Origin of the sequence: Calidifontimicrobium sp. SYSU G02091 (assembly GCF_022631395.1) — a bacterium.
GTDB classification, from domain to species: Bacteria; Pseudomonadota; Gammaproteobacteria; order Burkholderiales; family Burkholderiaceae_C; genus Calidifontimicrobium; species Calidifontimicrobium sediminis.
In genome coordinates, this window is the sequence record NZ_JALBGB010000004.1 from 41297 (window position 1) to 62608 (window position 21312).

Annotated in this window: 17 protein-coding genes; 6 read left to right on the forward strand and 11 right to left on the reverse strand. The window is 72.3% G+C overall.

What is annotated here, in order from left to right; all coding sequences use genetic code 11:
- Position 1: 1 nt before the first annotated feature.
- The 4 genes from MOJ79_RS04035 to MOJ79_RS04050 form a co-directional block, all read right to left on the reverse strand.
- Positions 2-682, reverse strand: coding sequence for a TIGR04283 family arsenosugar biosynthesis glycosyltransferase (locus tag MOJ79_RS04035; RefSeq protein WP_241922973.1), 681 nt, complete (start codon positions 680-682; stop codon positions 2-4).
- Complete coding sequence (arsS, locus tag MOJ79_RS04040) at positions 679-1665, reverse strand: arsenosugar biosynthesis radical SAM (seleno)protein ArsS (RefSeq protein ID WP_241922974.1); 987 nt, start codon at positions 1663-1665, stop codon at positions 679-681. Before arsS ends, MOJ79_RS04035 begins: the two co-directional genes overlap by 4 nt.
- A gap of 80 nt (positions 1666-1745) precedes the next feature.
- Positions 1746-3569 carry a DNA primase gene (gene dnaG / locus MOJ79_RS04045; protein ID WP_241922975.1) on the reverse strand — a complete coding sequence of 608 codons (1824 nt, stop codon included), beginning with the start codon at positions 3567-3569 and terminating at the stop codon, positions 1746-1748.
- Between the two features lie 145 nt (positions 3570-3714).
- Positions 3715-4029 carry an H-NS histone family protein gene (locus tag MOJ79_RS04050; protein WP_241922976.1) on the reverse strand — a complete coding sequence of 105 codons (315 nt, stop codon included), beginning with the start codon at positions 4027-4029 and terminating at the stop codon, positions 3715-3717.
- Between the two features lie 462 nt (positions 4030-4491).
- On the opposite strand from MOJ79_RS04050, the gene MOJ79_RS04055 reads away from it, so the two are divergent.
- Entirely contained in the window at positions 4492-5556 is a 1065-nt protein-coding gene (locus tag MOJ79_RS04055) for a Fe(3+) ABC transporter substrate-binding protein (RefSeq protein WP_241922977.1), read from the forward strand.
- Positions 5557-5604: 48 nt separating this feature from the next.
- Here the strand turns inward: MOJ79_RS04055 and MOJ79_RS04060 are convergent, their stop codons facing one another.
- Together MOJ79_RS04060 and argA are read right to left on the reverse strand one after the other, a co-directional pair.
- Positions 5605-5877 (reverse strand): oxidative damage protection protein, encoded by a 273-nt coding sequence (locus MOJ79_RS04060; protein ID WP_119287715.1) that lies wholly within the window; start codon positions 5875-5877, stop codon positions 5605-5607.
- A gap of 14 nt (positions 5878-5891) precedes the next feature.
- Positions 5892-7232, reverse strand: coding sequence for an amino-acid N-acetyltransferase (gene argA, locus MOJ79_RS04065; protein ID WP_119354274.1), 1341 nt, complete (start codon positions 7230-7232; stop codon positions 5892-5894).
- A gap of 68 nt (positions 7233-7300) precedes the next feature.
- On the opposite strand from argA, the gene hrpA reads away from it, so the two are divergent.
- A complete protein-coding gene (gene hrpA, locus MOJ79_RS04070; RefSeq protein ID WP_241922978.1) occupies positions 7301-11236 on the forward strand; it encodes an ATP-dependent RNA helicase HrpA in 3936 nt (1311 codons plus the stop codon).
- A gap of 87 nt (positions 11237-11323) precedes the next feature.
- Here hrpA and MOJ79_RS04075 read toward each other — a convergent pair whose 3' ends face one another.
- Complete coding sequence (locus MOJ79_RS04075; RefSeq protein ID WP_241922979.1) at positions 11324-12208, reverse strand: MBL fold metallo-hydrolase; 885 nt, start codon at positions 12206-12208, stop codon at positions 11324-11326.
- A 316-nt stretch (positions 12209-12524) separates the two neighbouring features.
- Positions 12525-13421: a fructosamine kinase family protein gene (locus MOJ79_RS04080; RefSeq protein WP_241922980.1), complete on the reverse strand. Its 897-nt coding sequence runs from the start codon at positions 13419-13421 to the stop codon at positions 12525-12527.
- 96 nt (positions 13422-13517) lie between these two features.
- Here MOJ79_RS04080 and MOJ79_RS04085 point away from each other — a divergent pair, with 96 nt between their 5' ends.
- The gene (locus tag MOJ79_RS04085; protein ID WP_119287704.1) at positions 13518-14882 is read left to right on the forward strand and encodes a TrpB-like pyridoxal phosphate-dependent enzyme; all 1365 of its coding nucleotides are present in this window, start codon (positions 13518-13520) and stop codon (positions 14880-14882) included.
- Positions 14883-14892: 10 nt separating this feature from the next.
- Here MOJ79_RS04085 and MOJ79_RS04090 read toward each other — a convergent pair whose 3' ends face one another.
- The 3 genes from MOJ79_RS04090 to MOJ79_RS04100 are packed head-to-tail and all read right to left on the reverse strand — an operon-like array spanning position 14893 to position 17907.
- The gene (locus MOJ79_RS04090) at positions 14893-16020 is read right to left on the reverse strand and encodes a glutaredoxin family protein (protein WP_241922981.1); all 1128 of its coding nucleotides are present in this window, start codon (positions 16018-16020) and stop codon (positions 14893-14895) included.
- On the reverse strand, positions 16017-16745 hold the full coding sequence (gene serB, locus MOJ79_RS04095; protein WP_241922982.1) for a phosphoserine phosphatase SerB: 729 nt from the start codon (positions 16743-16745) through the stop codon (positions 16017-16019). The genes MOJ79_RS04090 and serB overlap by 4 nt, the downstream gene beginning before the upstream one ends.
- Positions 16746-16803: 58 nt before the next feature.
- Positions 16804-17907 carry a methyl-accepting chemotaxis protein gene (locus MOJ79_RS04100; protein ID WP_241922983.1) on the reverse strand — a complete coding sequence of 368 codons (1104 nt, stop codon included), beginning with the start codon at positions 17905-17907 and terminating at the stop codon, positions 16804-16806.
- A 171-nt stretch (positions 17908-18078) separates the two neighbouring features.
- Here MOJ79_RS04100 and MOJ79_RS04105 point away from each other — a divergent pair, with 171 nt between their 5' ends.
- The 3 genes from MOJ79_RS04105 to MOJ79_RS04115 are packed head-to-tail and all read left to right on the forward strand — an operon-like array spanning position 18079 to position 21272.
- Entirely contained in the window at positions 18079-19413 is a 1335-nt protein-coding gene (locus tag MOJ79_RS04105) for a selenium-binding protein SBP56-related protein (protein WP_272885350.1), read from the forward strand.
- Positions 19410-20114 (forward strand): SCO family protein, encoded by a 705-nt coding sequence (locus MOJ79_RS04110; protein ID WP_241922984.1) that lies wholly within the window; start codon positions 19410-19412, stop codon positions 20112-20114. Before MOJ79_RS04105 ends, MOJ79_RS04110 begins: the two co-directional genes overlap by 4 nt.
- Before the next feature lie 6 nt (positions 20115-20120).
- Complete coding sequence (locus MOJ79_RS04115; protein ID WP_241922985.1) at positions 20121-21272, forward strand: cytochrome-c peroxidase; 1152 nt, start codon at positions 20121-20123, stop codon at positions 21270-21272.
- Positions 21273-21312 lie beyond the last annotated feature (40 nt).

The following is a 21312-nucleotide window of genomic DNA, read 5'->3' on the forward strand; positions in this document are numbered from 1 at the left end:
GTCAGTGGTAAGCCTGCGCGAGCACCTCGGCCGGCGTGCCGCGCCAGTAGCGCCAGCGCAGCGTCCACATCAGCCAGACGGTGCGCCACACGCCATGCTCGTCCCAGCGCCGGCCCGACGTCACGACGCGCTCGCGCAGGCACGCCGGGCGGCCGGCGCTGCGCTTGAGTCGGCGCGACAGCTCGACGTCTTCCATCAGCGGCTGGTCGGGAAAACCGCCGACGGCGTCGAACGCGTCGCGGCGCACGAAGATCGCCTGGTCGCCGGTGGCGATGCCGGTGGCGCGCGAGCGCAGGTTCATCAGCGCGGCGACGACGGCGAGCCCGCGCGAGCGCCCGTCGATGCGCACGTCGAAGCGGCCCCACGCGGCGCCACGCTGCAGCGCGCGCTCGACGGCGGCGAGCGCACCGGGCGGCAAGCGCGTGTCGGCGTGCAGGAACAGCAGCACGCCGTGGCGCGCTGCCGCGGCGCCCGCGTTCATCTGCCGCGCGCGCCCGCGCGGGGCGGCGAGCACGCGGTCGGCCCAGGCGGTGGCGAGTCGCGCCGTCGCGTCGGTGCTGCCGCCGTCGACGACGATCACCTCGTGCCCGGCGGCACGCCAAGGGGCGAGCACGCCGAGCGTGGCGGCGATGCCGGCGGCCTCGTTCAGCGCCGGCACGACGATCGACACGCGCCGCGTCACGCCGCCTTCGCCGCAGCCCTGGCGCCGTCGGCCAGCGCGCCGCCGCAGCTGCTGCCCTGGCCGGCGGTGCAGCCGTAGCAGTGGTCGGCCACGCGGATCGCGCGCGGCCACGCGCCGGCCAGCAGGTCGCGCAGGTGCAGGCGCGCTGCGCCGTCGATCTGCGCCGGCAGGCCGAGCATCTGGTTGAAGTCGCAGTCGTACAGCCAGCCCTCGTGGTCGACGCTGACGAGCGAGCGGCACATCACGGTGGCGAGGTTGTCGGCGCGAAACGAGCGCTTCAGCAGCGCCATGTAGCCGGCGAACTGGCCCTTGCTGACGAGCGTGCTGCCGAAGCGCTGGATCGGCATGTTCGTGAGCGCGAACAGGTGGTCGAACTCGATGCCGAAATGCGCCTTCAGCTCGCGCTTGTAGTCGGCCTCGAGCGCCGTCTGCGGCGGCGGCAGGCTCGGGCCCTGCGGGTTGTAGACGAGGTTGAGCACGAGGCCGCTGCCGCGGCCGTAGCCGAGCGCGTTGAGCCGCTGCAGCGCGGCGATGCTCTTGTCGAAGACGCCGTCGCCGCGCTGGCGGTCGACGTTGGCCGGCGAATAGCACGGCAGCGATGCCGTGACCTCGACGCCTTGCACAGCGAGGAACTCGGCGAGGTCTTCCTGCCCGGGCTCGAACAGGATCGTCAGGTTGCAGCGGTCGATCACGCGCACGCCGAGCGCGCGAGCGCCAGCGACGAGGCGGCGGAAGTGCGCGTTGAGCTCGGGGGCGCCGCCAGTGAGGTCCAGCGTGCCGATGCGCCGCTTGGCGAGCACCTGCAGCACGAGGTCGGCGGTGTCGCCGTCCATCTGTTCGGTGCGCTGCGGGCTCGCGCCGACGTGGCAGTGCACGCAGCTCTGGTTGCAGCGGTAGCCCAGATTGACCTGCAGGGTGTCGAGGCGCTCGCGCGCGAGCGGCGGGAAGTCGGTGGCGGCGAGCAGCGGCAGGGTGGGGTGCATGACGGCGGCGGCAACGCACCCACGGCGGGCGCGCGGCCATTGTGGCGGTGCCACCGGTGCCCGAGCGCCGACGCGGGGGATCAGGCCGGCTGCCCGGCCAGCCGCTTCTTGACCTGCGCCATGCGGGCGAGCAGGTCGCGGTAGCGCGGCAGCAGCTGCGGGTCGCGCTGGGCGTCGAGTGCCGCGGCGTCGAGCTGCGTCTTGAGCTGCCGCTCGAGCAGGTGGTCGACGGCGCGCTGCAGGTCGTCGGGCTGGGCGTCGGCGGCGTCGACATCGTCGAGCCAGGCCGCGGTGTCGACGCCGGCGTCGGCGAGCGCCGCGTCGTCGGCGAGCGCGCGGCGCAGCACGGCCCACGGGCGCGCACCGTGCTCGGCCAGCTCGCGCTCGAGCCAGGCCACCAGCGCGCCGTGCGGCGGCGGCAGCGCGTGCAGCAGCTCGTGCGCCTCGGCGCTGAGCCGGTCCCACCAGTCGGCGTGCGCGAGCAGCAGCTGCAGCGCGCGGTCCTCGGGCCGGCGCGGCGGCTGGCGCGTCAGTACGCCGCCGCGGCGCGGCGCGGCGGGCGCCGGCCGCGCGTCGACGATGCGCGTGGCGGGGGTTGGCGACGCGCCGACGCGCCACAGGCTCGCCAGCTCGTCGACACCGAGCCCCCCCAGGCGTGCCAGTTCGCCGAGCAGCTGGCGGCGCAGCGCGCCGTCGGGCAGCTGCGACCACAGCGGCTGCGCCTGCGCGAGCATGCGCGCGCGGCCCTCGGCGGTCGCGAGGTCGCAGTCGGCCTGCGCGACGTCGACGAGCAGGCGCGACAGCGGCGTGGCCTGCGCCATCAGGCGCTCGAAGGCCTCGCGGCCGTGCGCGCGCACGTAGCTGTCGGGGTCGTGCTCGGGCGGCAGGAACAGGAAGCGGAAGCTGCGCGTGTCGCTCGCGTGCGGCAGCGCGGCCTCGAGCGCGCGCACCGCGGCGCGGCGGCCGGCGGCGTCGCCGTCGAAGCTGAAGACGACGCGGTCGGTGAAGCGCAGCAGCTTGGCCACGTGCTCGGGCGTGCACGCGGTGCCCAGCGTGGCCACCGCGTTCGGCAGGCCGAGCTGCGCGAGCGCGACGACGTCCATGTAGCCCTCGACGACGAGTGCGACGCCGCGCTCGCGCAGCGCGGTGCGCGCCTCGAACAGGCCGTACAGCTCGCGGCCCTTGTGGAACAGCGGCGTCTCGGGCGAGTTGAGGTACTTGGGCTCGCCGCGGTCGATCACGCGCGCGCCGAAGCCGATCACGTCGCCCTTGACGTTGCGGATCGGGAACATGATGCGGTCGCGGAAGCGGTCGTAGCGCTTCGTCTCGCCGCCGTCGTCGTGCACGACGACGAGGCCGGCCTCGGCCAGCAGCGGGTCGTCGTAGCGCGGGAACACGCTGGCCAGCCCGCGCCAGCTGTCGGGGGCGTAGCCGAGCGCGAAGGCGCGCGCGATCTCGCCGGTCAGGCCGCGGCGCTTGAGGTACTCGATCGCACGCGGGCTGGCCTTGAGCTGCTGGCGGTAGTGGTCGGCGGCGGTCTTGAGCACGCTGGCGAGCGTGGCGTCGTGCTCGCGCCGGCGCTGCGCCTGTTCGCGCTGCTGCGGGCTCGCGTCGTCCTGCGGCACCTGCAGCCCGACCTGCTGTGCGAGCTCGTGCACCGCCTCGACGAAGCCCAGGCCGAGGTGCTCGGTCAGGAAGCGGATCGCGTCGCCGCTCGCGCCACAGCCGAAGCAGTGATAGAACTGCTTCGTTGGGCTGACGGTGAAGCTCGGCGACTTCTCGGCGTGGAACGGGCACAGCCCGACGAGGTTGGCGCCCGTCTTGCGCAGCTGCACGTGGCGGCCGATGACGTCGACGATGTCGACGCGTGCGAGCAGTTCCTGGACGAACCCGGCGGGGATCATGCAGCCAGTCTAGCGGGCGGGGTCGTCGCTCACGGCACGCCGGCCGCGGGCTGCCACAACGGCGAAGGCCGCCCGCGGGCGGCCTTCGTTCGCAGGGCGGCGCCGGCTGTGGCCGGGGCGCCGCGGGCGGTCGCTTCGCGCGCGGTCAGACGGCGAAATCCGACAGCTGACGGCCGGCGGCCAGCTCGGCGCGCAGCCACTTCGGCTGCAGGCCGCGGCCGCTCCAGGTGTCGCCGGTGGCTGGGTTGCGGTACTTGACCGGCGCCTTGCGGCCGGCCGCGGTCTTCGCGGCTTTCGGCGCGGCGGGCGCGCGCGCCGACAGGTCGGCCAGCGTCAATCCGTATTCGGCCATCAGCGCCTTGACTTTCGCGATCGCTTCGGCGCGCTCGGCACGCTGGGTTTCGATGATCTGTTTTTCGATTTCCGCCTTCTGGGCCAGCAATTCCTGCAGGGTGGGCATGTCGGAATCTCCGTCGATTTGATGCGGGGCAATCGTAGCGCAGAACGCGCGACATGGCGACTCGGGGATCGCCGCAGCGGGCGGATTTGCCAGGGCGTTTGCCGCGCGGGTTTCAGCGCGGCGGTGGTGCCGTCGCTGAGAAATGCCCCGTGCGGGCAGGGTTGGCCTGTGACATCCCTCCCCGAAACTCGCGCGCTCGGGGGCGACAGGGTTTCAGGCGTGCGGTTCACCAACGGTCCGGCGGGTTTTGGCGAGGAATCGACCCGCCCGAATCGGTCGCGCGCGCCGGGCGCGGTGCACGCAGCGGTCGGGGCTTGGCCGCGGCGATCGCGCGGCGCCCATCCGCGCCGCCGATCCGTCGGCCGCCCGCACCCACATGCCGGACTCGGGATTGGTTGCAAATGCAAACCGTTTGCGTTTACATTGAGCTTCCGACAGAGAACCCACCCGGAGCCCTTCCCGATGCCACACGTTTCGTTTCGGCGTCTGCGCCGCACCCTCGCCACGCTCGCGCTGACCGCCGCCAGCGTCGCCGCCACGGTGCCTGCGCTGGCGCAGCAGCAGGTGCTGAACCTGTACTCGGCGCGCCACTACCAGACCGACGAGCGGCTGTACGCCGATTTCACGAAGACCACCGGCATCCGCATCAACCGCGTCGATGCCGACGACGCCGGCATCCTCGCGCGGCTGAAGGCCGAGGGCAGCGCGAGCCCGGCCGACGTGATCCTGCTCGTCGACGCCGCGCGGCTGTGGCGGGCCGAACAGGACGGCCTGTTCCAGCCGGTGCGCTCGGCAGTGCTCGAACAGCGCATCCCGGCGCAGTTCCGCGGCGCCGACACCGGCCAGGGGTCGCAGTGGTTCGGCTTCTCGACGCGCGCGCGCGTGCTCGTCTACGACCCGACCCGCGTGAAGCCCACCGACATCGACAGCTACGAAAAGCTCGCAGCGCCGGCGATGAAGGGGCTGATCTGCAGCCGCTCGGGCTCGCACCCGTACAACCTGAGCCTGTTCGCGTCGGTGATCGAGCACCTCGGTGCCGAACAGGCCGAGGCCTGGCTGAAGGGCGTCGCGGCCAACCTCGCGCGCGACCCGAAGGGCGGCGATACCGACCAGATTCGCGCGGTGGCCGCCGGCGAATGCGGCGTCGCGATCACCAACAGCTATTACTACGCCCGGCTGATGCGCTCGACGAATCCGGCCGACAAGGCCGTCGTCGACCGTACGCGCGTGATGTTCCCGAACCAGTCGAGCTGGGGCACGCACGTCAATATCTCGGGCGGCGCGGTGGCGCGCCACGCCAAGAACCGCGACGCGGCGGTCAAGTTCCTCGAATACCTCGCCAGCGACAGCGCGCAGCGTTACCTCGCCGACGGCAACAACGAATATCCGACGGTGCCGGGCGTGCAGACCGAGAATCCGGCACTGGCCGCGCTCGGCCGATTCAAGTCGGAGACGGTGCCGATCGCCAAGGTCGGTGCCAACACGCCCCAAGTCCAGATGATGCTGGACCGCGTCGGCTTCAAATGACGACGGCGGCGCGCCGCCGTCGGGCGGCGCGCGTCGCGGCGCGTGACGTCAGTTCGACGGCGGCACGTAGCCGGCCGGCTTGTCGGCGCCGGCGCCGAAGAAGAACTGCTCCATCTGCCGCGCCAAGTACTGGCGCGCGCGCGCGTCGGCGAGGTTCAGGCGGTTCTCGTTGACGAGCATCGTCTGGTGGCGCTTCCACATCTCGAACGCCTCCTTGCTGACGTTGTCGTAGATGCGCTTGCCGAGCTCGCCGGGGTAGGGCGGGAAGTCCAGCCCCTCGGCTTCCTTCTTCAGGTAGACGCACTGCACCATGCGGGCCATCGGGATCTCCTTGCTCAGACCAGTTTCTTGACCAGCACCTGCGAGCGCCGGTCCCAGTTGTACTTGCGCTTGCGCGCCTCGGGCAGCCAGTCCGGGTCGACCGGGTGGAAGCCGCGCTTGAGGAACCAGTGCATCGTGCGCGTCGTCAGCACGAAGATGCTCTCGAGGCCGAGTGCACGCGCGCGCTGCTCGATGCGCTTGAGCATGCGCTCGCCGTCGCCCTGGCCCTGCGAGTCGGGTGCGACGGTCAGCGCGGCCATCTCGCCGGTTTTGGCCTCGGGGTAGGGGTACAGCGCCGCGCAGCCGAAGATGATGCCGTCGTGCTCGATGACGGTGTAGTTCGCGATGTCGCGCTCGATCTCGTGCCGCTCGCGGCGCACCAGCGTGCCGTCGCGCTCGAACGGCTCGATCAGCTGCAGGATGCCGCCGACGTCGTCGGGCGTGGCTTCGCGCAGGCTTTCGAGCTTCTCGTCGACGACCATCGTGCCGATGCCGTCGTGCGTGAACACCTCCTGCAGGATCGCGCCGTCGACGGCGAACGGCAGGATGTGCGAGCGTTCGACGCCGCCCTCGCACGCGGCGACGCAGTGGCGCAGGTAGAACGCGGCGTCGGTCGGCTTGGCAGGCGGCGGCAGGCTCGCGAGCAGCCGCTTCGCGTCGGCGAGCGCCATCTCGGTGTCGATGTCGCTGTCGGGGTCGTCGAGCCGCTCGCGGATGCCGGGCAGCTCGGTCAGGAACAGCAGCTTGTCGGCTTTCAGCGCGATCGCCGTCTTCGTCGCGACGTCTTCCATCGTCAGGTTGAACGCTTCGCCAGTGGGCGAGAAGCCGAACGGCGACAGCAGCACGAGCGCGCCGATGTCGATCGCGCGGCGGATCGCCGCGCCGTCGACGCGGCGCACGACACCGCTGTGCATGTAGTCGACGCCGTCGACGATGCCCACCGGGCGCGCGATCAGGAAGTTGCCCGAGACGACACGCACGGTGGCGTTGGCCATCGGCGTGTTCGGCAGCCCCTGCGAGAACGCGGCCTCGATCTCGAAGCGCAGCTGCCCGGCGGCCTCCTGCGCGGCGTCGAGCGCCACCGCATCGGTCACCCGCAGGCCGTGCACGAAGCGCGACTCGTGCCCCTTGGCCCGCAGCTGCTCGTCGACCTGCGGCCGAAAGCCGTGCACGAGCACGAGCTTGATGCCGATCGCGTGCAGGATTGCGAGGTCCTGCACGACGTTGTTGAGCTTGCCGGCGGCGATGCCCTCGCCGGTCAGGCCGACGACGAAGGTCTTGCCGCGGTAGGCGTGGATGTACGGCGCGACGGCGCGGAACCACGGCACGAAGGTGTGCGGAAAGACCAGGCTCATGACGGCGCGCATTGTGCCGCAGCCCCCTGCGACGCACGGCTTCATGCCCCCGGATAATCCGCGCCCCGATGCCGCCGCCGCGCGCGAACCCCGTCCCGCCGATCACGTACCCCGAAGCGCTGCCGGTCTCGGCGCGGCGCGACGAGATCGCGCGCGCGCTGCGCGAGCATCCGGTGGTCATCGTCTGCGGCGAGACGGGCTCGGGCAAGACGACGCAGCTGCCGAAGATCGCGCTCGAGCTCGGCCGCGGCCTCGGCGCGGGAGGGAGCGGGCTGATCGGCCACACGCAGCCGCGGCGCATCGCCGCGTCGAGCGTGGCCAAGCGCATCGCCGAGGAGCTGAACACGCCGCTCGGCGAAGTCGTCGGCTACAAGGTGCGCTTCCACGACCGCCTGCAGCCCGGCGCCAGCGTCAAGCTGATGACCGACGGCATCCTGCTCGCCGAGACGCAGAGCGACCCGCTGCTGCGCCAGTACGACACGATCATCGTCGATGAGGCGCACGAGCGCAGCCTGAACATCGACTTCCTGCTCGGGCACCTGCTGCACATCCTGCCGCGCCGCCCCGACCTGAAAGTCATCGTGACCTCGGCGACGATCGACGCCGAGCGCTTCGCGAACCACTTCGCGAGCGCCCGCGGCCCGGCGCCGGTGGTGCAGGTCAGCGGCCGGCTGTACCCGGTCGAGCAGCGCTGGCGGCCCTTCGACGACAGGAAGGATTACGGCCTCGACGATGCGATCGCCGACGCCGTCGACGAGCTGTGGCGCGAGGGGCCGGGCGACATCCTCGTGTTCCTGCCCGGCGAGCGCGAGATCCGCGACGCGGCCGACCACCTGCGCAAGCACCTGGCCAGCCAGCACCGCGGCGGGCCGCCCGCGGAGATCCTGCCGCTGTTCGCGCGGCTGTCGCAGGCCGAGCAGGACCGCGTGTTCACGCCCGGCAACGGCCGGCGCATCGTGCTCGCGACCAACGTCGCCGAGACGTCGCTGACCGTGCCCGGCATCCGCTACGTGATCGATTCGGGCCTGGCGCGCGTCAAGCGCTACAGCTACCGCCACAAGGTCGAGCAGCTGCAGGTCGAGCCGATCAGCCAGGCCGCGGCGAACCAGCGCGCCGGGCGCTGCGGGCGGGTGGCCGACGGCATCTGCATCCGGCTGTACGACGAGGCGTCGTTCGCCGCGCGGCCGCGCTTCACCGACCCCGAGATCCTGCGCTCGTCGTTGGCCGGCGTGATCCTGCGGATGAAGTCGCTGGGTCTCGGCGCCGTCGAGGACTTCCCGTTCCTCGAGCGCCCGCCGGGCAAGGCGATCGCCGACGGCTACGCACTGCTCGCGGAACTCGGCGCGGTCGACGACGCCAACGAACTGACCGCGATCGGCCGCGAGCTCGCGCGGCTGCCGCTGGACCCGCGCGTGGGCCGCATGATCCTCGAAGCGCGGCAGCGCCAGGCGCTCGCCGAGGTGCTCGTGATCGCCAGCGCGCTCAGCGGCCAGGACGTGCGCGACCGCCCGCTCGACCAGCAGCAGGCCGCCGACGAGAAGCACAAGGCCTTCGACGACGAGAAGTCGGAGTTCATCGGCACGCTGAAGCTGTGGCGGTGGATCGAGGCCGGGCGCGGCGTGCACGGCCACGCCGGCGCGAGCACCGACACGCACAAGCTCAGCCACCGCCAGCAGGAACAGCGCCTGCGCGAACACTTCATCAGCCCGCGGCGCGTGCGCGAGTGGCGCGACATCCACGCGCAACTGCACACCGTGGTCGCCGAGCACGGCTGGCGGCTGAACACGGCGCCGGCCACCTACGAGCAGATCCACTGCTCGCTGCTCGCCGGGCTGCTCGGCAACGTCGGCGTTAGGGCCGACGCCGGGCCGCCCCAAGTCGGCCCGCCCCCTCGGGGGGTGGGGGGCCGGCAGGGTCGCGAGGACGACGAGCACTACCTCGGCGCGCGCGGCATCCGGTTCTGGCGCCACCCCGGCGCGCACCTGTCGAAGAAGCCCGGGCGCTGGATCGTCGCCGCCGAGCTGGTCGAGACGACGCGGCTGTACGCGCGCGGCATCGCGACGATCGAGCCGAAGTGGATCGAGGCGCTGGCCGGCCACCTGCTGAAGAAGCAGCTGCTCGAGCCGCACTGGGAGAAGAAGGCCGGCGAAGTGGTCGCGCTCGAGCGCGCGACGCTGTACGGCCTCGTGCTCTACAACGACCGCCGCGTCAGCTATGCGAAGCTCGACCCGGCCGGGGCGCGCGAGATCTTCATCCGCGAGGCGCTCGTCGCGGGACTCACCGACGACACCTGGGACACCAGGCTGCCGTTCTTCGCGCACAACCGCAAGCTGATCCGCCAGGTGCAGGAGCTCGAGCACAAGTCGCGGCGGCAGGACGTGCTCGTCGACGACGAGCTGATCTACGCCTTCTACGACGCGCAGATCCCGGCCGACGTCACCGGCGGCGCGGCGCTCGAGAAGTGGTACCGCGACGAGGTCAAGCGCCGCCCGGACCTGCTGCAGCTCACGCGCGACGAGCTGATGCGCCACGAGGCCGCCGGCGTCACGACGGCGGCGTTCCCGAAAGTCGTGCGCCTGGGCGGCGTCGACTGCGCGGCGAGCTACCTGCACGCGCCCGGCGACGCGAAGGACGGCCTGACGGTGACGGTGCCGATCTATGCGCTGAACCAGGTCAGCGACGAGCGCTGCGAGTGGCTCGTGCCCGGCATGCTGAAGGAAAAAGTCGTCGCGCTGCTGAAGACGCTGCCCGGCAAGCCGCGCTCGCGCCTGCTGCCGCTGCCCGAGTTCGCGCAGGCCTTCGTCGACGCGATGCCGTTCGGCGACGGCTCGCTGCTGGAGCGGCTGCTCGCCGCGGTGCGCGAGCGCACGCAGCTGCCGGTGCAGCGCGCCGACTTCAAGCTCGAGCAGCTCAGCCCGCACCTGCTGATGAACCTGCGCGTCGTCGACGAGCATGGCCGCCAGCTCGGCATGGGCCGCCACCTGCCGACGCTGAAGGCCGAGCTCGGCGGCCAGGCGCGCAGCGCGTTCCAGGCGCTCGCGGCGCTGAAGCTCGGTGCCGCCGTGTCACCGCCTCCGGCACCGGCAGCCGCGGCCGCGCCGTCGCGGGGCGTGGTGGCCACCGTCGAGCGCCGCGCACCGCCGGCCGAGGTCCCGGCCACGCGCTACACCGCGTGGACCTTCGGCGAGCTGCCCGAGCTGATGGAGATCCGCAAGGGCGCCCAGACGCTGGTCGGCTTCCCGGCGCTCGTCGACTGCGGCACGCACGTCGAGATCGAGGTCTTCGACGAACCCGAGGTCGCGGCGGCGAAGCATCGCGTCGGGCTGCGCCGGCTCGTCGCTCTGCAGATCCGCGAGCCGCTGAAGGTCCTCGAGAAGCACATCCCCGACCTGCAGGCGATGGCGGCGCAGTACATGAGCCTGGGCACGCTCGAGGAGCTGCGCGCGCAGATCGTCGACGTCGCGCTCGACCGCGCCTTCCTCGCCGAGCCGCTGCCCGCCGACGAGCGCAGCTTCAGGGCGCGCATCGACGAAGGCCGCGCGCGGCTGAACCTGATCGCGCACGAAGTCGCGCGGCAGGCCGGTGCGATCCTCGCCGAGTACGCGGCCGCGAGCCGCAAGCTCAAGGACAGCCGCGTGCCGAAGGAAGTGGCCGACGACATCGCCGCGCAGCTGCAGCGGCTGGTGCCCAAGCGCTTCCTCGTCGAGACGCCGTGGGCGCAGCTGCAGCACCTGCCGCGCTACCTGAAGGCGATCGTGCTGCGGCTGGACAAGTGGCGCGCCGACCCGGCGCGCGACGCGCAGCGGCTCGCCGAGCTGCGCCCGCTCGAGCAGCGCTGGCTCAAGCGCGTCGCCGAGCTGAAGGGCCGTCGCGACGCGCGTCTCGACGAATTCCGCTGGCTGCTCGAGGAGCTGCGCGTGAGCCTGTTCGCGCAGGAGCTGCGCACGCCGCAGCCGGTGAGCGTCAAGCGGCTCGAGAAGGCCTGGGCGCAGCTGCAGGGTTGAGCCGCAGGCCGTCAGCGCGAGGTCGCACGCCGCGACCGACGTCAACGGCCGCCATCCGTGCAGCGCGGCGACGGCGGCGCGCCCGGCTCAGAGCACGTCGAGCGGGATCTTCAGGTAGCGCACGCCGTTGTCCTCTGCGGGCGGCAGGTGGCCGGCGCGCATGTTGACCTGCACCGACGGCAGCATCAGCGTCGGCATCTTCAGCGTCGCGTCGCGCGCGCGGCGCATCGCGACGAAGTCGGCTTCGGCGACGCCGTCGTGCACGTGCACGTTGGCCGCGCGCTGCTCGGCCACCGTCGTCACCGGCTGCGGCGCGTGGCCTTCGCGCGGGTAGTCGTGGCACAGGTACAGCCGCGTCTGCGGCGGCAGCGCGAGCACCCTGCGGATCGAGCGGTACAGCGTCGCGGCGTCGCCGCCGGGGAAGTCGCAGCGCGCGGTGCCGTAGTCGGGCCTGAACAGCGTGTCGCCGACGAAGGCGACCGTCTCGCCGCCGTCGCGCACGACGTAGGTCATGCACGCCGGCGTGTGGCCCGGCGTGTGCAGCGCGGTGGCCTGCAGGCTGCCGATCGCGAACGCGTCGCCGTCGTCGAACAGGCGGTCGAACTGGCTTCCGTCGCGCGCGAACTCGGTGCCGGCGTTGAACAGCCTGCCGAAGGTCTCCTGCACTATCGTGATGTGGCGGCCGATCGCCAGCTGGCCGCCGAGCGCGCGCTGCAGCACCGGGGCGGCCGACAGGTGGTCGGCGTGGGCGTGCGTTTCGAGCAGCCATTGCACGCTCGCGCCGAGCTCGCGCACGCGCGCGATCAGGCGCTCGGCGCTGGCGGTCGAGGTGCGGCCCGACGCGGGGTCGTAGTCGAGCACGCTGTCGACGATCGCGCACTGCATCGTCGCGCGGTCGAGCACGATGTGGCTGAACGTCGACGTGGCGTCGTCGAACAGCGATTCGACGTGCAGGCGGGCGGCAGTCGTCATGGCGATCATGGGGCTCGCAGGTCAGGCAGGACGGCAGCCGCTGACGTCGCCGCGGCTGCTGCGACGTCCGCCACCGTGCGCCGTCGGGCTGGACGCCGTTGGATGATGCCGTACCAAGGCCGGTATGCGCATGACGGGAGCGCATGTCCACCCCCGGCGTCCGTCAATTCCCGGGCGGTCGCGGCCCTCGCGCGGCCCGATGTGAGTGCGGTGCCCCGCCACGGCGTGCGGCCGCGGCGCGTCGTCCGACCGGCTCGCCGCCGGTCATCGTCCGGCCCGATGGGCGGCGCCGCTTCCGATCGGGTCCGACTCGGCGTCAGCCACGCACGCAGGCCCGCGCAGCACCGAGCGCCTGCTGCCGGTACGCACCGCCGAACAGCACGACGTGGTTCAGCAGGTGGTACAGCTGGTACAGCGCACGCCGGCGTGCGTAGCCCGCGTGGACGCCGATGGCCTCGCGGTACGCGGCCCAGAAGCCGGGTGGCGGGCTGCCGAACAGTTCCATCATCGCGAGCTCGGCTTCGGCGTCGGACCACGACACGGCGGGGTCGAAGATCACCGGCGTGCCGTCGGCGAGCATGCCCCAGTTGCCGCTCCACAGGTCGCCGTGGATCAGGCTCGGCCGCGGCACGTGGCCGTCGGCGAAGAAGGCCGGCAGCGCGGCGATCACGTCGTCGACCGCGCCGATCAGCGTGCCGTCGCGGCGGGTGTCGAGCCTCTCGCGCATCGCGCCGAGCCGTTCGCGCGCGAAGAAGCCGATCCAGTCGTCGACGCCGTCACCGGCCGTCGGGCGGTTGCGCTGCGGCGTCGCGCCGATCACGTTGTCGTGCGGCCAGCCGTAGCGCGGCGGGTGCACCGGCTGCGCGTGCAGCGCCGCCAGCGCACGGCCGAAGCGCGCACCGAACCCGGCGTCGGGGGCACGCAGGTCGAGCCACTCGAGCGCGAGCAGCGTCGCGTCGCCGGCGTCGGCGAGGGTGGCCACCGCCGGCACGCGAACCGTGCGCGTCGCGGCGAGCGAGCGCAGCCCATCGGCCTCGGCGTGCAGCGGCGCGGCCGCGTCGGCGGGCATCGACTTGACGAACAGCCGCACGTCGCCGCACTGCGCCTGCCACGTCGCGCAGAAGCCGCTCGCGCCCAGCGTGCGCAGCGTCCAGCCGCCGCCGAGTTCGCGCGCGAGGGCAGCCGCCAGGGCCGGGGCAGAGTCGCGGGCCATCGGGCGATTGTCGTGGCGCCGGCCCCGGGTCAGCCCGCTGTTGTGCAGCGACGGCAGCGGCGACACTGCGGCGGTTCCACCAGCGAGGAGACGCGCATGCAGACCAAGTTCCTGCTCGAAGAGCACCAGATGCCGAAGTACTGGTACAACATCCAGGCCGACCTGCCCAAGCCGCTGCCGCCGGTGCTGCACCCGGGTACGCTCAAGCCGATCGGCCCCGACGACCTCGCGCCGCTGTTCCCGATGGCGCTGATCGCGCAGGAGGTCTCGACCGAGCGCGAGATCGAGATTCCCGAGCCGGTGCGCGACGTGTTCCGCCTGTGGCGCCCGAGCCCGCTGTACCGCGCGCACCGCCTCGAGAAGGCGCTCGGCACGCCGGCGCGCATCTTCTACAAGTACGAGGGCGTCAGCCCCGCGGGCAGCCACAAGCCCAACACCGCGGTGCCGCAGGCGTTCTACAACCAGCAAGCCGGCGTCAAGAAGCTCACCACCGAGACCGGCGCCGGGCAGTGGGGCACGTCGCTGGCGTTCGCTGGCAGCGTGTTCGGGCTCGAGGTGCTCGTGTTCCAGGTGCGCGTGAGCTACGACCAGAAGCCGTACCGCCGCGCCGTGATGCAGACCTACGGCGCGCGCTGCCTGCCGTCGCCGTCGACCGAGACGGCCTACGGCCGCGCGGTGCTCGCCAAGCAGCCCGACCACCCGGGCAGCCTCGGCATCGCGATCAGCGAGGCGGTGGAGGTGGCCGCGCAGCGCGACGACACCAAGTACGCGCTCGGCTCGGTGCTCAACCACGTGCTGATGCACCAGACCGTCATCGGGCTCGAGGCGATGGAGCAGATGCGCATGGCCGACGCGTGGCCCGACGTGATCGTCGGCGCCACCGGCGGCGGCAGCAACTTCGCCGGCATCGCGTTCCCGTTCATCGGCCATGGCCTCAGGGGCGGCGCCAAGCCGCGCATCGTCGCCGTCGAGCCGGCGGCGTGCCCGTCGCTGACGCGCGGCAAGTACGCGTACGACTTCGGCGACACCGGCCACATGACGCCGCTGACGAAGATGCACACGCTCGGCAGCACGTTCACGCCGCCGCCGTTCCACGCCGGCGGACTGCGCTACCACGGCATGGCGCCGCTGGTGTCGCACCTCAAGGAGCTCGGCCTGCTCGAGGCCACTGCGTACACGCAGACCGAGTGCTTCGCCGCCGGCGTCGCATTCGCGCGCGCCGAGGGCATCGTGCCGGCGCCGGAAGCGAACCACGCCGTCAAGGGCGCGATCGAGGAGGCGCTGCGCTGCAAGCGCGAAGGCAAGGCCGAGACGATCCTGTTCAACCTCTGCGGTCACGGTCACTTCGACATGGCGGCGTACGACAAGTACTTCGCCGGCCAGCTGAAGGACGAGGCCTACGACGAGAAGGAACTCGCGATGGCGCTGGCCGGGTTGCCGAGCGTGCCGGAGCCGGCCTGAGCCCCGGCGTCTACATCAGCCACTGCGGCCGCAGCGCGAGCACGGCCGCCAGCGCGAGCATCACGACGCCGCTGATCAGTTTCAGCCAGCGGCCGCTGCGCTCGGTCAGCTTGCGCTGGCCGAGCGCGGCCACCGCCAGCGCGACCATCAGCGCGTCGTCGGCGATGTAGCCGGCGATGTAGAGGCCGAGGTACGCATAGCGGCCGGCGGCGCCGACGTCGTGCTGCGCGAGCACGGCGGTGTACAGCGCCGGCAGCCCCGCGGTGCACAGCAGCTCGACGAAGTTCACGACGATCGCGAGCGCCGTGACCGCGACGAGCGACACCGCGAGCGTCGGCGCCTGCACCACCTCGCGCACGCGCGCGTACAGCCCTGGCTTGGCCGACGCGGGGATGCGCAACGACAGGCCGCGCCCGAAAGCGACGAAGTCCTTCACGTTGACCGCGCCGATCACGAACGCGACGCCGGCCAGCGTCCAGCGCAGCGCATTCGACATGCCGAGCACGAGGAAGAAGTTCAGCCACGCGGCCATGAACGCGTAGTACACGGCGCCGCTGGCGGCGACGAAGGTCCCGGCGATCAGCGCCATGCGCCGGCGGTCGTGCAGCCGCACGAGCAGCGACAGCAGGAACAGCAGCACCCACATCGCACAGGGGTTGAAGCCGTCGAGCAGGCCGAGTGCGAGCGTGAACGCCGGCAGTCCCATCGCGTGCGCGCTGAGCGTGCCGAACCAGCGCGTGCGCACCTCGCCGCGGTCGACAGCGCCGCGCTCGAGCAGCGCGACGAGGTCGCGTCCCCGGTGTTCGGCGTCGTCGAAGCCGACGAGCACCGCCGCGCCGACGACGAAGGTCGGCACGCCCGGCGGCCACACCCCGGCCTCGCGCGACAGCGTCTCGAGCTCGCGCGCGGCATCGGGGTCGCGCTCGACGTCGCGCAGCTCGATGCGCAGCCCGGGCCGGCGGCGCTGCAGATCGTCGAGGAAGACCTTGGCGTCGGCGCAGTGCGGGCAGCCTTCGCGCACGTAGACGCGCACCGCCTCGGCGTCGGCGCGCGCGGGCGGCTGCGCCGACACCGGCAGCGCGAGCAGCAGCGCGAGCCACAGCGCGGTCCACGCCGACGCCCGCGGCGCGCGCGTCATCGCGGCTCGAACACCTCGAGCAGGCGGTCGAGCCCGCCGATGTCGATCGCGACGTGCGCCTGCGCGCGCACCTTGGGCTTGGCACGGTAGGCCACGCTCAGGCCGACCGCGGCCATCATCTCGAGGTCGTTGGCGCCGTCGCCCACCGCGATCGCCTGCGACGGCTCGCAGCCGATGCGAAAGCACGTCTCGAACACGGTGGCGCGCTTCATCGTGCCGTCGACGATGTCGCCCCACCACTGGTCGACGAGCCGGCCGGTGAGCCTGCCGTTCTCGATCTCGAGCACGTTGCCGCGCGAGGTGTCGATGTTGAGCCGCCGGCGCACGCGGTCGGTGAAGAACGTGAAGCCCCCCGAGACGAGCAGCGTGTGCAGCCCGGCGTCGCGGCACGCGGCGACCAGCTCGTCGGCGCCGGGGTTGAGCTGCAGCCGCTGGCGGTAGACGTGCTCGAGCGCCTCGACCGGCACGCCGGCCAGCAGCGCGACGCGGCGTCGCAGGCTGTCCTTGTAGTCGGCGATCTCGCCGCGCATCGCGGCCTCGGTGATCGCCGCGACCTCGGCCTTGCGGCCGGCGGCGTCGGCGATCTCGTCGACGCACTCGATGTTGATCAGCGTCGAGTCCATGTCGAACGCGATCAGCCGGAAGTCGCCGAGCTTCAGCGGCGGCACGATGCCGCGCACGAACAGGCCGGGGGAGAGTTCACGCTCGTCGCTCACGGCCACCATTGTCGCAGCGCGGCCGGGCGCCGGCCGCGGGTGGCGCGCGCGGGCCGCCGCGCGTCCTTCAGGCGGCGCGGAACACGCCGGTGGCGTGCTTGAGCTGCTCGGCCTGCTGGTGCAGTGCGGTCGCGGTAGCCGCCATCTGCTCGACGAGGGCGGCGTTTTGCTGCGTCGCGCCGTCGATGTGCCCCACCGACTGGTGGACTTCGGCGATGCCACTGCTCTGCGCGGCGCTGCTGCCGGCCATCTCGGCCACCAGCTGTGCGGCGCGCTGCACGCACTGCGCGAGCTCGTCCATCGTGCGGCCGGCGTCGGCGACGAGGGCGCTGCCGGCTTCGACCTTCTGGCCGGAGTCCTCGATCAGCGCCTTCACTTCGCGCGCTGCGGCCGCGCAGCGCTGCGCGAGGCTGCGCACCTCGCCGGCCACCACCGCGAAGCCGCGGCCCTGTTCACCGGCGCGCGCGGCTTCCACTGCGGCGTTGAGCGCGAGGATGTTGGTCTGGAACGCGATGCCGTCGATGACGCCGATGATGTCGGCGATGCGCCCCGAACTGGCCTGGATGTCGCCGATGCGGCCGACGACGTCGCGCATCAGCGTCGCGCTGCGCGCGGCCACGTCGCGCGCCTGCGCCATCTCGTCGTGCGCCTGGCGGGCCCGCTCGGCGCTGTCGCGCACGGCCTCGGCGAGCTGGTGCATCGAACTCGCGGTGTGCTGCACCGCCGCTGCCTGCTGCTCGGTGCGTGACGACAGGTCCGCGTTGCCCTGCGCGATCTCGCCGGCGGCTGCCGAGACGGCCAGTGCCGACGCGTCGATGCCTTCGAGCATCGTGCGCAGCTGCTTGCGCATGCGGTCGAGTTCGTGGCGCAACCAGCTCAGCTCGTCGCGGCCGGGCGAGTCGATCTTGGTCTGCAGGTCGCCGCGGGCGATGCGCATGACGGCCTGCACCGTGTCCTCCACCGGCAGCTTGATGCTTTGCCGCACGATCCAGCCGGCGGCCAGCCCCAGCGCCGCCACCGGCACGGCGAGCCACGCGAGGTCGGCGGCCACCCCGAAGGCGAGCGTGGTCAGCGACAGCAGCGCGAAGCCCCAGGTCACACGACTGGCCTGGCTGGTGCGGCGCACGAGGTCGATCATCGGCATCTCCCGGCAGCGGTCGATGCCGGGCATCGTCGCACCGCGGCGGCGCCGGCATCGCATTGATATGCGACGCCGTTGCCGGTCAATTGCATGGAGGGCGGCCGCTGGACCGCCCGTCACGCCACGGGTTAACCCGGATGCCTTGGGACCCGAACGCGGCGCAACGTTCGCACCGCCCCCAACCCACGAGAGGAGACGACGATGAACAAACCGGGCAAGACGCGCTGGGCGATGCTGGCGCTGGCGGCGGCACTCGCCACCACCACGGTGCACGCCGACGAGACCTGCAACTCGCCGTACACGAGCAAGCTGATCAAGGGCCAGGAGGAGTACCTGCACGTGTGGACGCTCGGCGTGCAGGGGCTGGGCGACGGCTCCGACAAGCTGGTGACGATCGACGTGCGTCCCGGCAGCAAGACCTACGGGCAGGTCGTGCACACGCTGTCGGTCGGCGGACGCGGCGAGGCGCACCACATGGGCTTCACCGACGACCGGCGCTACCTGTGGGCCGGGCGGCTCGACGACAACAAGATCTTCGTCTTCGACGTCGGCACCGACCCGGCCAAGCCCAAGCTCGTGCGCACGATCGCCGACTTCGCGCAGAAGACCGGCTACGTCGGCCCGCACACGTTCTACGCGCTGCCCGGGCGGATGCTGATCCAGGGCCTGTCGAACACGAAGGACCACGGCGGCGTCACCGGCATGGCGCTGTACAACAACCAGGGCGGCCTGGTCGAGAAGTACGACATGCCGCGCGGGGAGCTCGCGATCGGCAAGGGCGACGGCTACGGCTACGACATCGGCATCAACCCGCAGAAGAACGTGCTGCTGACGTCGAGCTTCACCGGCTGGACCAACTACATGATGGACATGGGCAAGCTGGTGGCCGACGCCGAGGCGATGAAGCGCTTCGGCAACACGATGGTGGTGTGGGACCTGAAGTCGATGAAGCCGCAGAAGGTGCTCGACGTGCCCGGATCGCCGCTGGAGATCCGCTGGTCGCTGAACCCGGGCGACAACTGGGCCGTCACGGCCACCGCGCTGACCTCCAAGCTGTGGCTGATCAAGCAGGACGCGAGCGGCCAGTGGCAGGCCAAGGAGGTCGCGACGATCGGCGACCCGTCCAAGATCCCGCTGCCGGTGGACATCTCGATCACCGCCGACGGCAAGGGGCTGTGGGTCAACACTTTCATGGACGGCAAGACGCGCTACTTCGACCTCAGCAACCCCGAAGCGCCGAGGCAGACGTACGAGAAGGTCACCGGCAAGCAGGTCAACATGGTTTCGCAGAGCTGGGACGGCAAGCGCGTCTACATCACGTCGTCGCTGCTCGCGAACTGGGACAAGAAGGGCGCCGACGACGAGCAGTTCCTGCGCGCCTTCGCGTGGGACGGCAAGGAGCTCAAGCCGCAGTTCGAGATCGACTTCTACAAGCTCAAGCTCGGCCGCGCGCACCACATGAAGTTCTCGGCCAAGTCGGCGCCGGCCACCGCCGCCGCCGACGCGTCGACGCGGCTGGCCGCAGTGCGCCGATGACGGCGGGTGCTTCAGCGGCGCGCGCTGGCGCGGCGGCGCTGCTGGCGCTGGCCGCCGGCAGTGCGCCGGCGGCGCAGTACGAGCCGGGCAAGGGCCTCGTCGCGCGGCCGCAGCAGGACTTCGTCGCTCCTGCGCCGGGCACCTACCGCCTGCCGCCGATCCAGCAAGCCGCCGACGGCTGGGTGCTCGACGGCGACTGGCTGCCGCGGCGGCTGTCGCGCTACACGCGCGGCGCGCTGACGCTGCTGAGCTTCGTCTACACGTACTGCATCGACCCCATCGGCTGCCCGCTCGCGTTCGAGACCTTCGTCGACCTGCGCGAGCGCGTGCGTGCCGACCCGCTGCTCAAGGGCCGCGTGCGGCTGGTGTCGCTGTCGTTCGACCCGACGCACGACACGCCGGCGCAGATGCAGCTGTACGGCGGCGCGTACGCGCGCGACCGCGACGTGCCGTGGGCCTTTTTGACGACGTACTCGGTGCGCTTCCTCAAACCCATCCTCGACGGCTTCGGGCAGGACGTCGAGGTCGAGCTCGATGCCGACGGTCAGCCCACGCGCACGCTGACGCACCTGCTGAAGGTGTTCCTCATCGACGAGCGCGGCCGCGTGCGCGAGATCTACAGCGCGGCGTTCCTGCAGCCCGAGGTGATGCTCAACGACTTGCGCACGCTCGCGCTCGAGAGCGCGGTGCGGCGGCGCTGAGCGGCGATGGCGGCACGTGCGGCCGCGCGCTTCGGCGTGACGGCGCTCGTCGTGTGCGCGATCGTGGGCCTTGCCGCGTGCGGCGACCGGCACGGTGCCGCGGACGGGCCGCCGCCCGCCGCCGCGCTCGGCCTGCCGCCGCTGCCGGGCGTGCCGCCGTCGGCGGCGCAGGTCGAACTCGGGCGGCAGCTCTTCTTCGACCGGCGGCTGTCGTTCAACGGCACGATGTCGTGCGCGATGTGCCACGTGCCGGAGGAGGGTTTCGCGTCCAACGCGTCGCGGCTCGCGGTCGGCATCGAGGGCCGCAGCCTGCGCCGCAACGCGCCCACCGTGCTCAACGTCGCGTGGGTGCGCGAGCTGTTCCACGACGGGCGCGAGCCGTCGCTCGAGGCGCAGGCGTGGTCGCCGCTGCTGCACCCGCACGAGATGGGCAACCCGTCGCCGGGCCACGTGATCGAGCGCCTGCGCGCGCTGCCCGAGTACGCCGGGCGCTTCGAGCGCGCGTTCGGCGGGCGGGGACCGTCGATGGACACCGTCGGCGCGGCGCTCGCCGCGTACGAGCGGTCGCTCGTCGCGGCCGGCTCGCGCTTCGACCGCTGGCGCTATGGCGGCGACGCGCAGGCGCTGACGCCGCTCGAGCAGCGCGGGTTCGAGCTCTTCACCGGCGCCGCACGCTGCGCGGCCTGCCACCACGTCGGCGATCGCGACGCGCCGTTCACCGACCACCGCTACCACGCCACCGGCGTCGGTTTCGTGCCGGGCCCGGCGCGGCTCGTCGTGCCGCTCGCCCCCGGCGTGCAGACGGTGCTCGAGGCCGGCGCGCTCACGCCTTTCGCCGACCCGCGCCCGCCCGACCTCGGCCGCTTCGAGGTCACGCTCGACCCGGCGGACCGCCACGCGTTTCGCACGCCGTCGCTGCGCAACGTCGCGCGCACCGCGCCTTACATGCACGACGGCTCGCTCGCGACGCTCGACGACGTCGTCGATTTCTACGACCGCGGCGGCGGCGACCTGGAGGGCAAGAGCCCGCTGCTCGCGCCACTCGGACTCACCGGCGACGACAAGCGCGCGCTGGTCGCGTTCCTGCGCGCGCTCGACAGTGCGGCGCTGCCGGCGCTCGTCGAGGCCGCGCGCCGTCCGCTGGCCGACGGGCGCTGACGGCTGGCGCTGCTCGGCGCGCGGCGTGCCGGTGCCCGCC

Coding starts and splice junctions, on each gene's coding strand:
- arsS (WP_241922974.1), bottom strand. CDS start 1,665: ATGCACCCCACCCTGCCGCTGCTCGCCGCCACCGACTTCCCGCCGCTC.
- dnaG (WP_241922975.1), bottom strand. CDS start 3,569: ATGATCCCCGCCGGGTTCGTCCAGGAACTGCTCGCACGCGTCGACATC.
- MOJ79_RS04050 (WP_241922976.1), bottom strand. CDS start 4,029: ATGCCCACCCTGCAGGAATTGCTGGCCCAGAAGGCGGAAATCGAAAAA.
- MOJ79_RS04055 (WP_241922977.1), top strand. CDS start 4,492: ATGCCACACGTTTCGTTTCGGCGTCTGCGCCGCACCCTCGCCACGCTC.
- MOJ79_RS04060 (WP_119287715.1), bottom strand. CDS start 5,877: ATGGCCCGCATGGTGCAGTGCGTCTACCTGAAGAAGGAAGCCGAGGGG.
- argA (WP_119354274.1), bottom strand. CDS start 7,232: ATGAGCCTGGTCTTTCCGCACACCTTCGTGCCGTGGTTCCGCGCCGTC.
- hrpA (WP_241922978.1), top strand. CDS start 7,301: ATGCCGCCGCCGCGCGCGAACCCCGTCCCGCCGATCACGTACCCCGAA.
- MOJ79_RS04075 (WP_241922979.1), bottom strand. CDS start 12,208: ATGACGACTGCCGCCCGCCTGCACGTCGAATCGCTGTTCGACGACGCC.
- MOJ79_RS04080 (WP_241922980.1), bottom strand. CDS start 13,421: ATGGCCCGCGACTCTGCCCCGGCCCTGGCGGCTGCCCTCGCGCGCGAA.
- MOJ79_RS04085 (WP_119287704.1), top strand. CDS start 13,518: ATGCAGACCAAGTTCCTGCTCGAAGAGCACCAGATGCCGAAGTACTGG.
- MOJ79_RS04090 (WP_241922981.1), bottom strand. CDS start 16,020: ATGACGCGCGCGCCGCGGGCGTCGGCGTGGACCGCGCTGTGGCTCGCG.
- serB (WP_241922982.1), bottom strand. CDS start 16,745: ATGGTGGCCGTGAGCGACGAGCGTGAACTCTCCCCCGGCCTGTTCGTG.
- MOJ79_RS04100 (WP_241922983.1), bottom strand. CDS start 17,907: ATGCCCGGCATCGACCGCTGCCGGGAGATGCCGATGATCGACCTCGTG.
- MOJ79_RS04105 (WP_272885350.1), top strand. CDS start 18,079: ATGAACAAACCGGGCAAGACGCGCTGGGCGATGCTGGCGCTGGCGGCG.
- MOJ79_RS04110 (WP_241922984.1), top strand. CDS start 19,410: ATGACGGCGGGTGCTTCAGCGGCGCGCGCTGGCGCGGCGGCGCTGCTG.
- MOJ79_RS04115 (WP_241922985.1), top strand. CDS start 20,121: ATGGCGGCACGTGCGGCCGCGCGCTTCGGCGTGACGGCGCTCGTCGTG.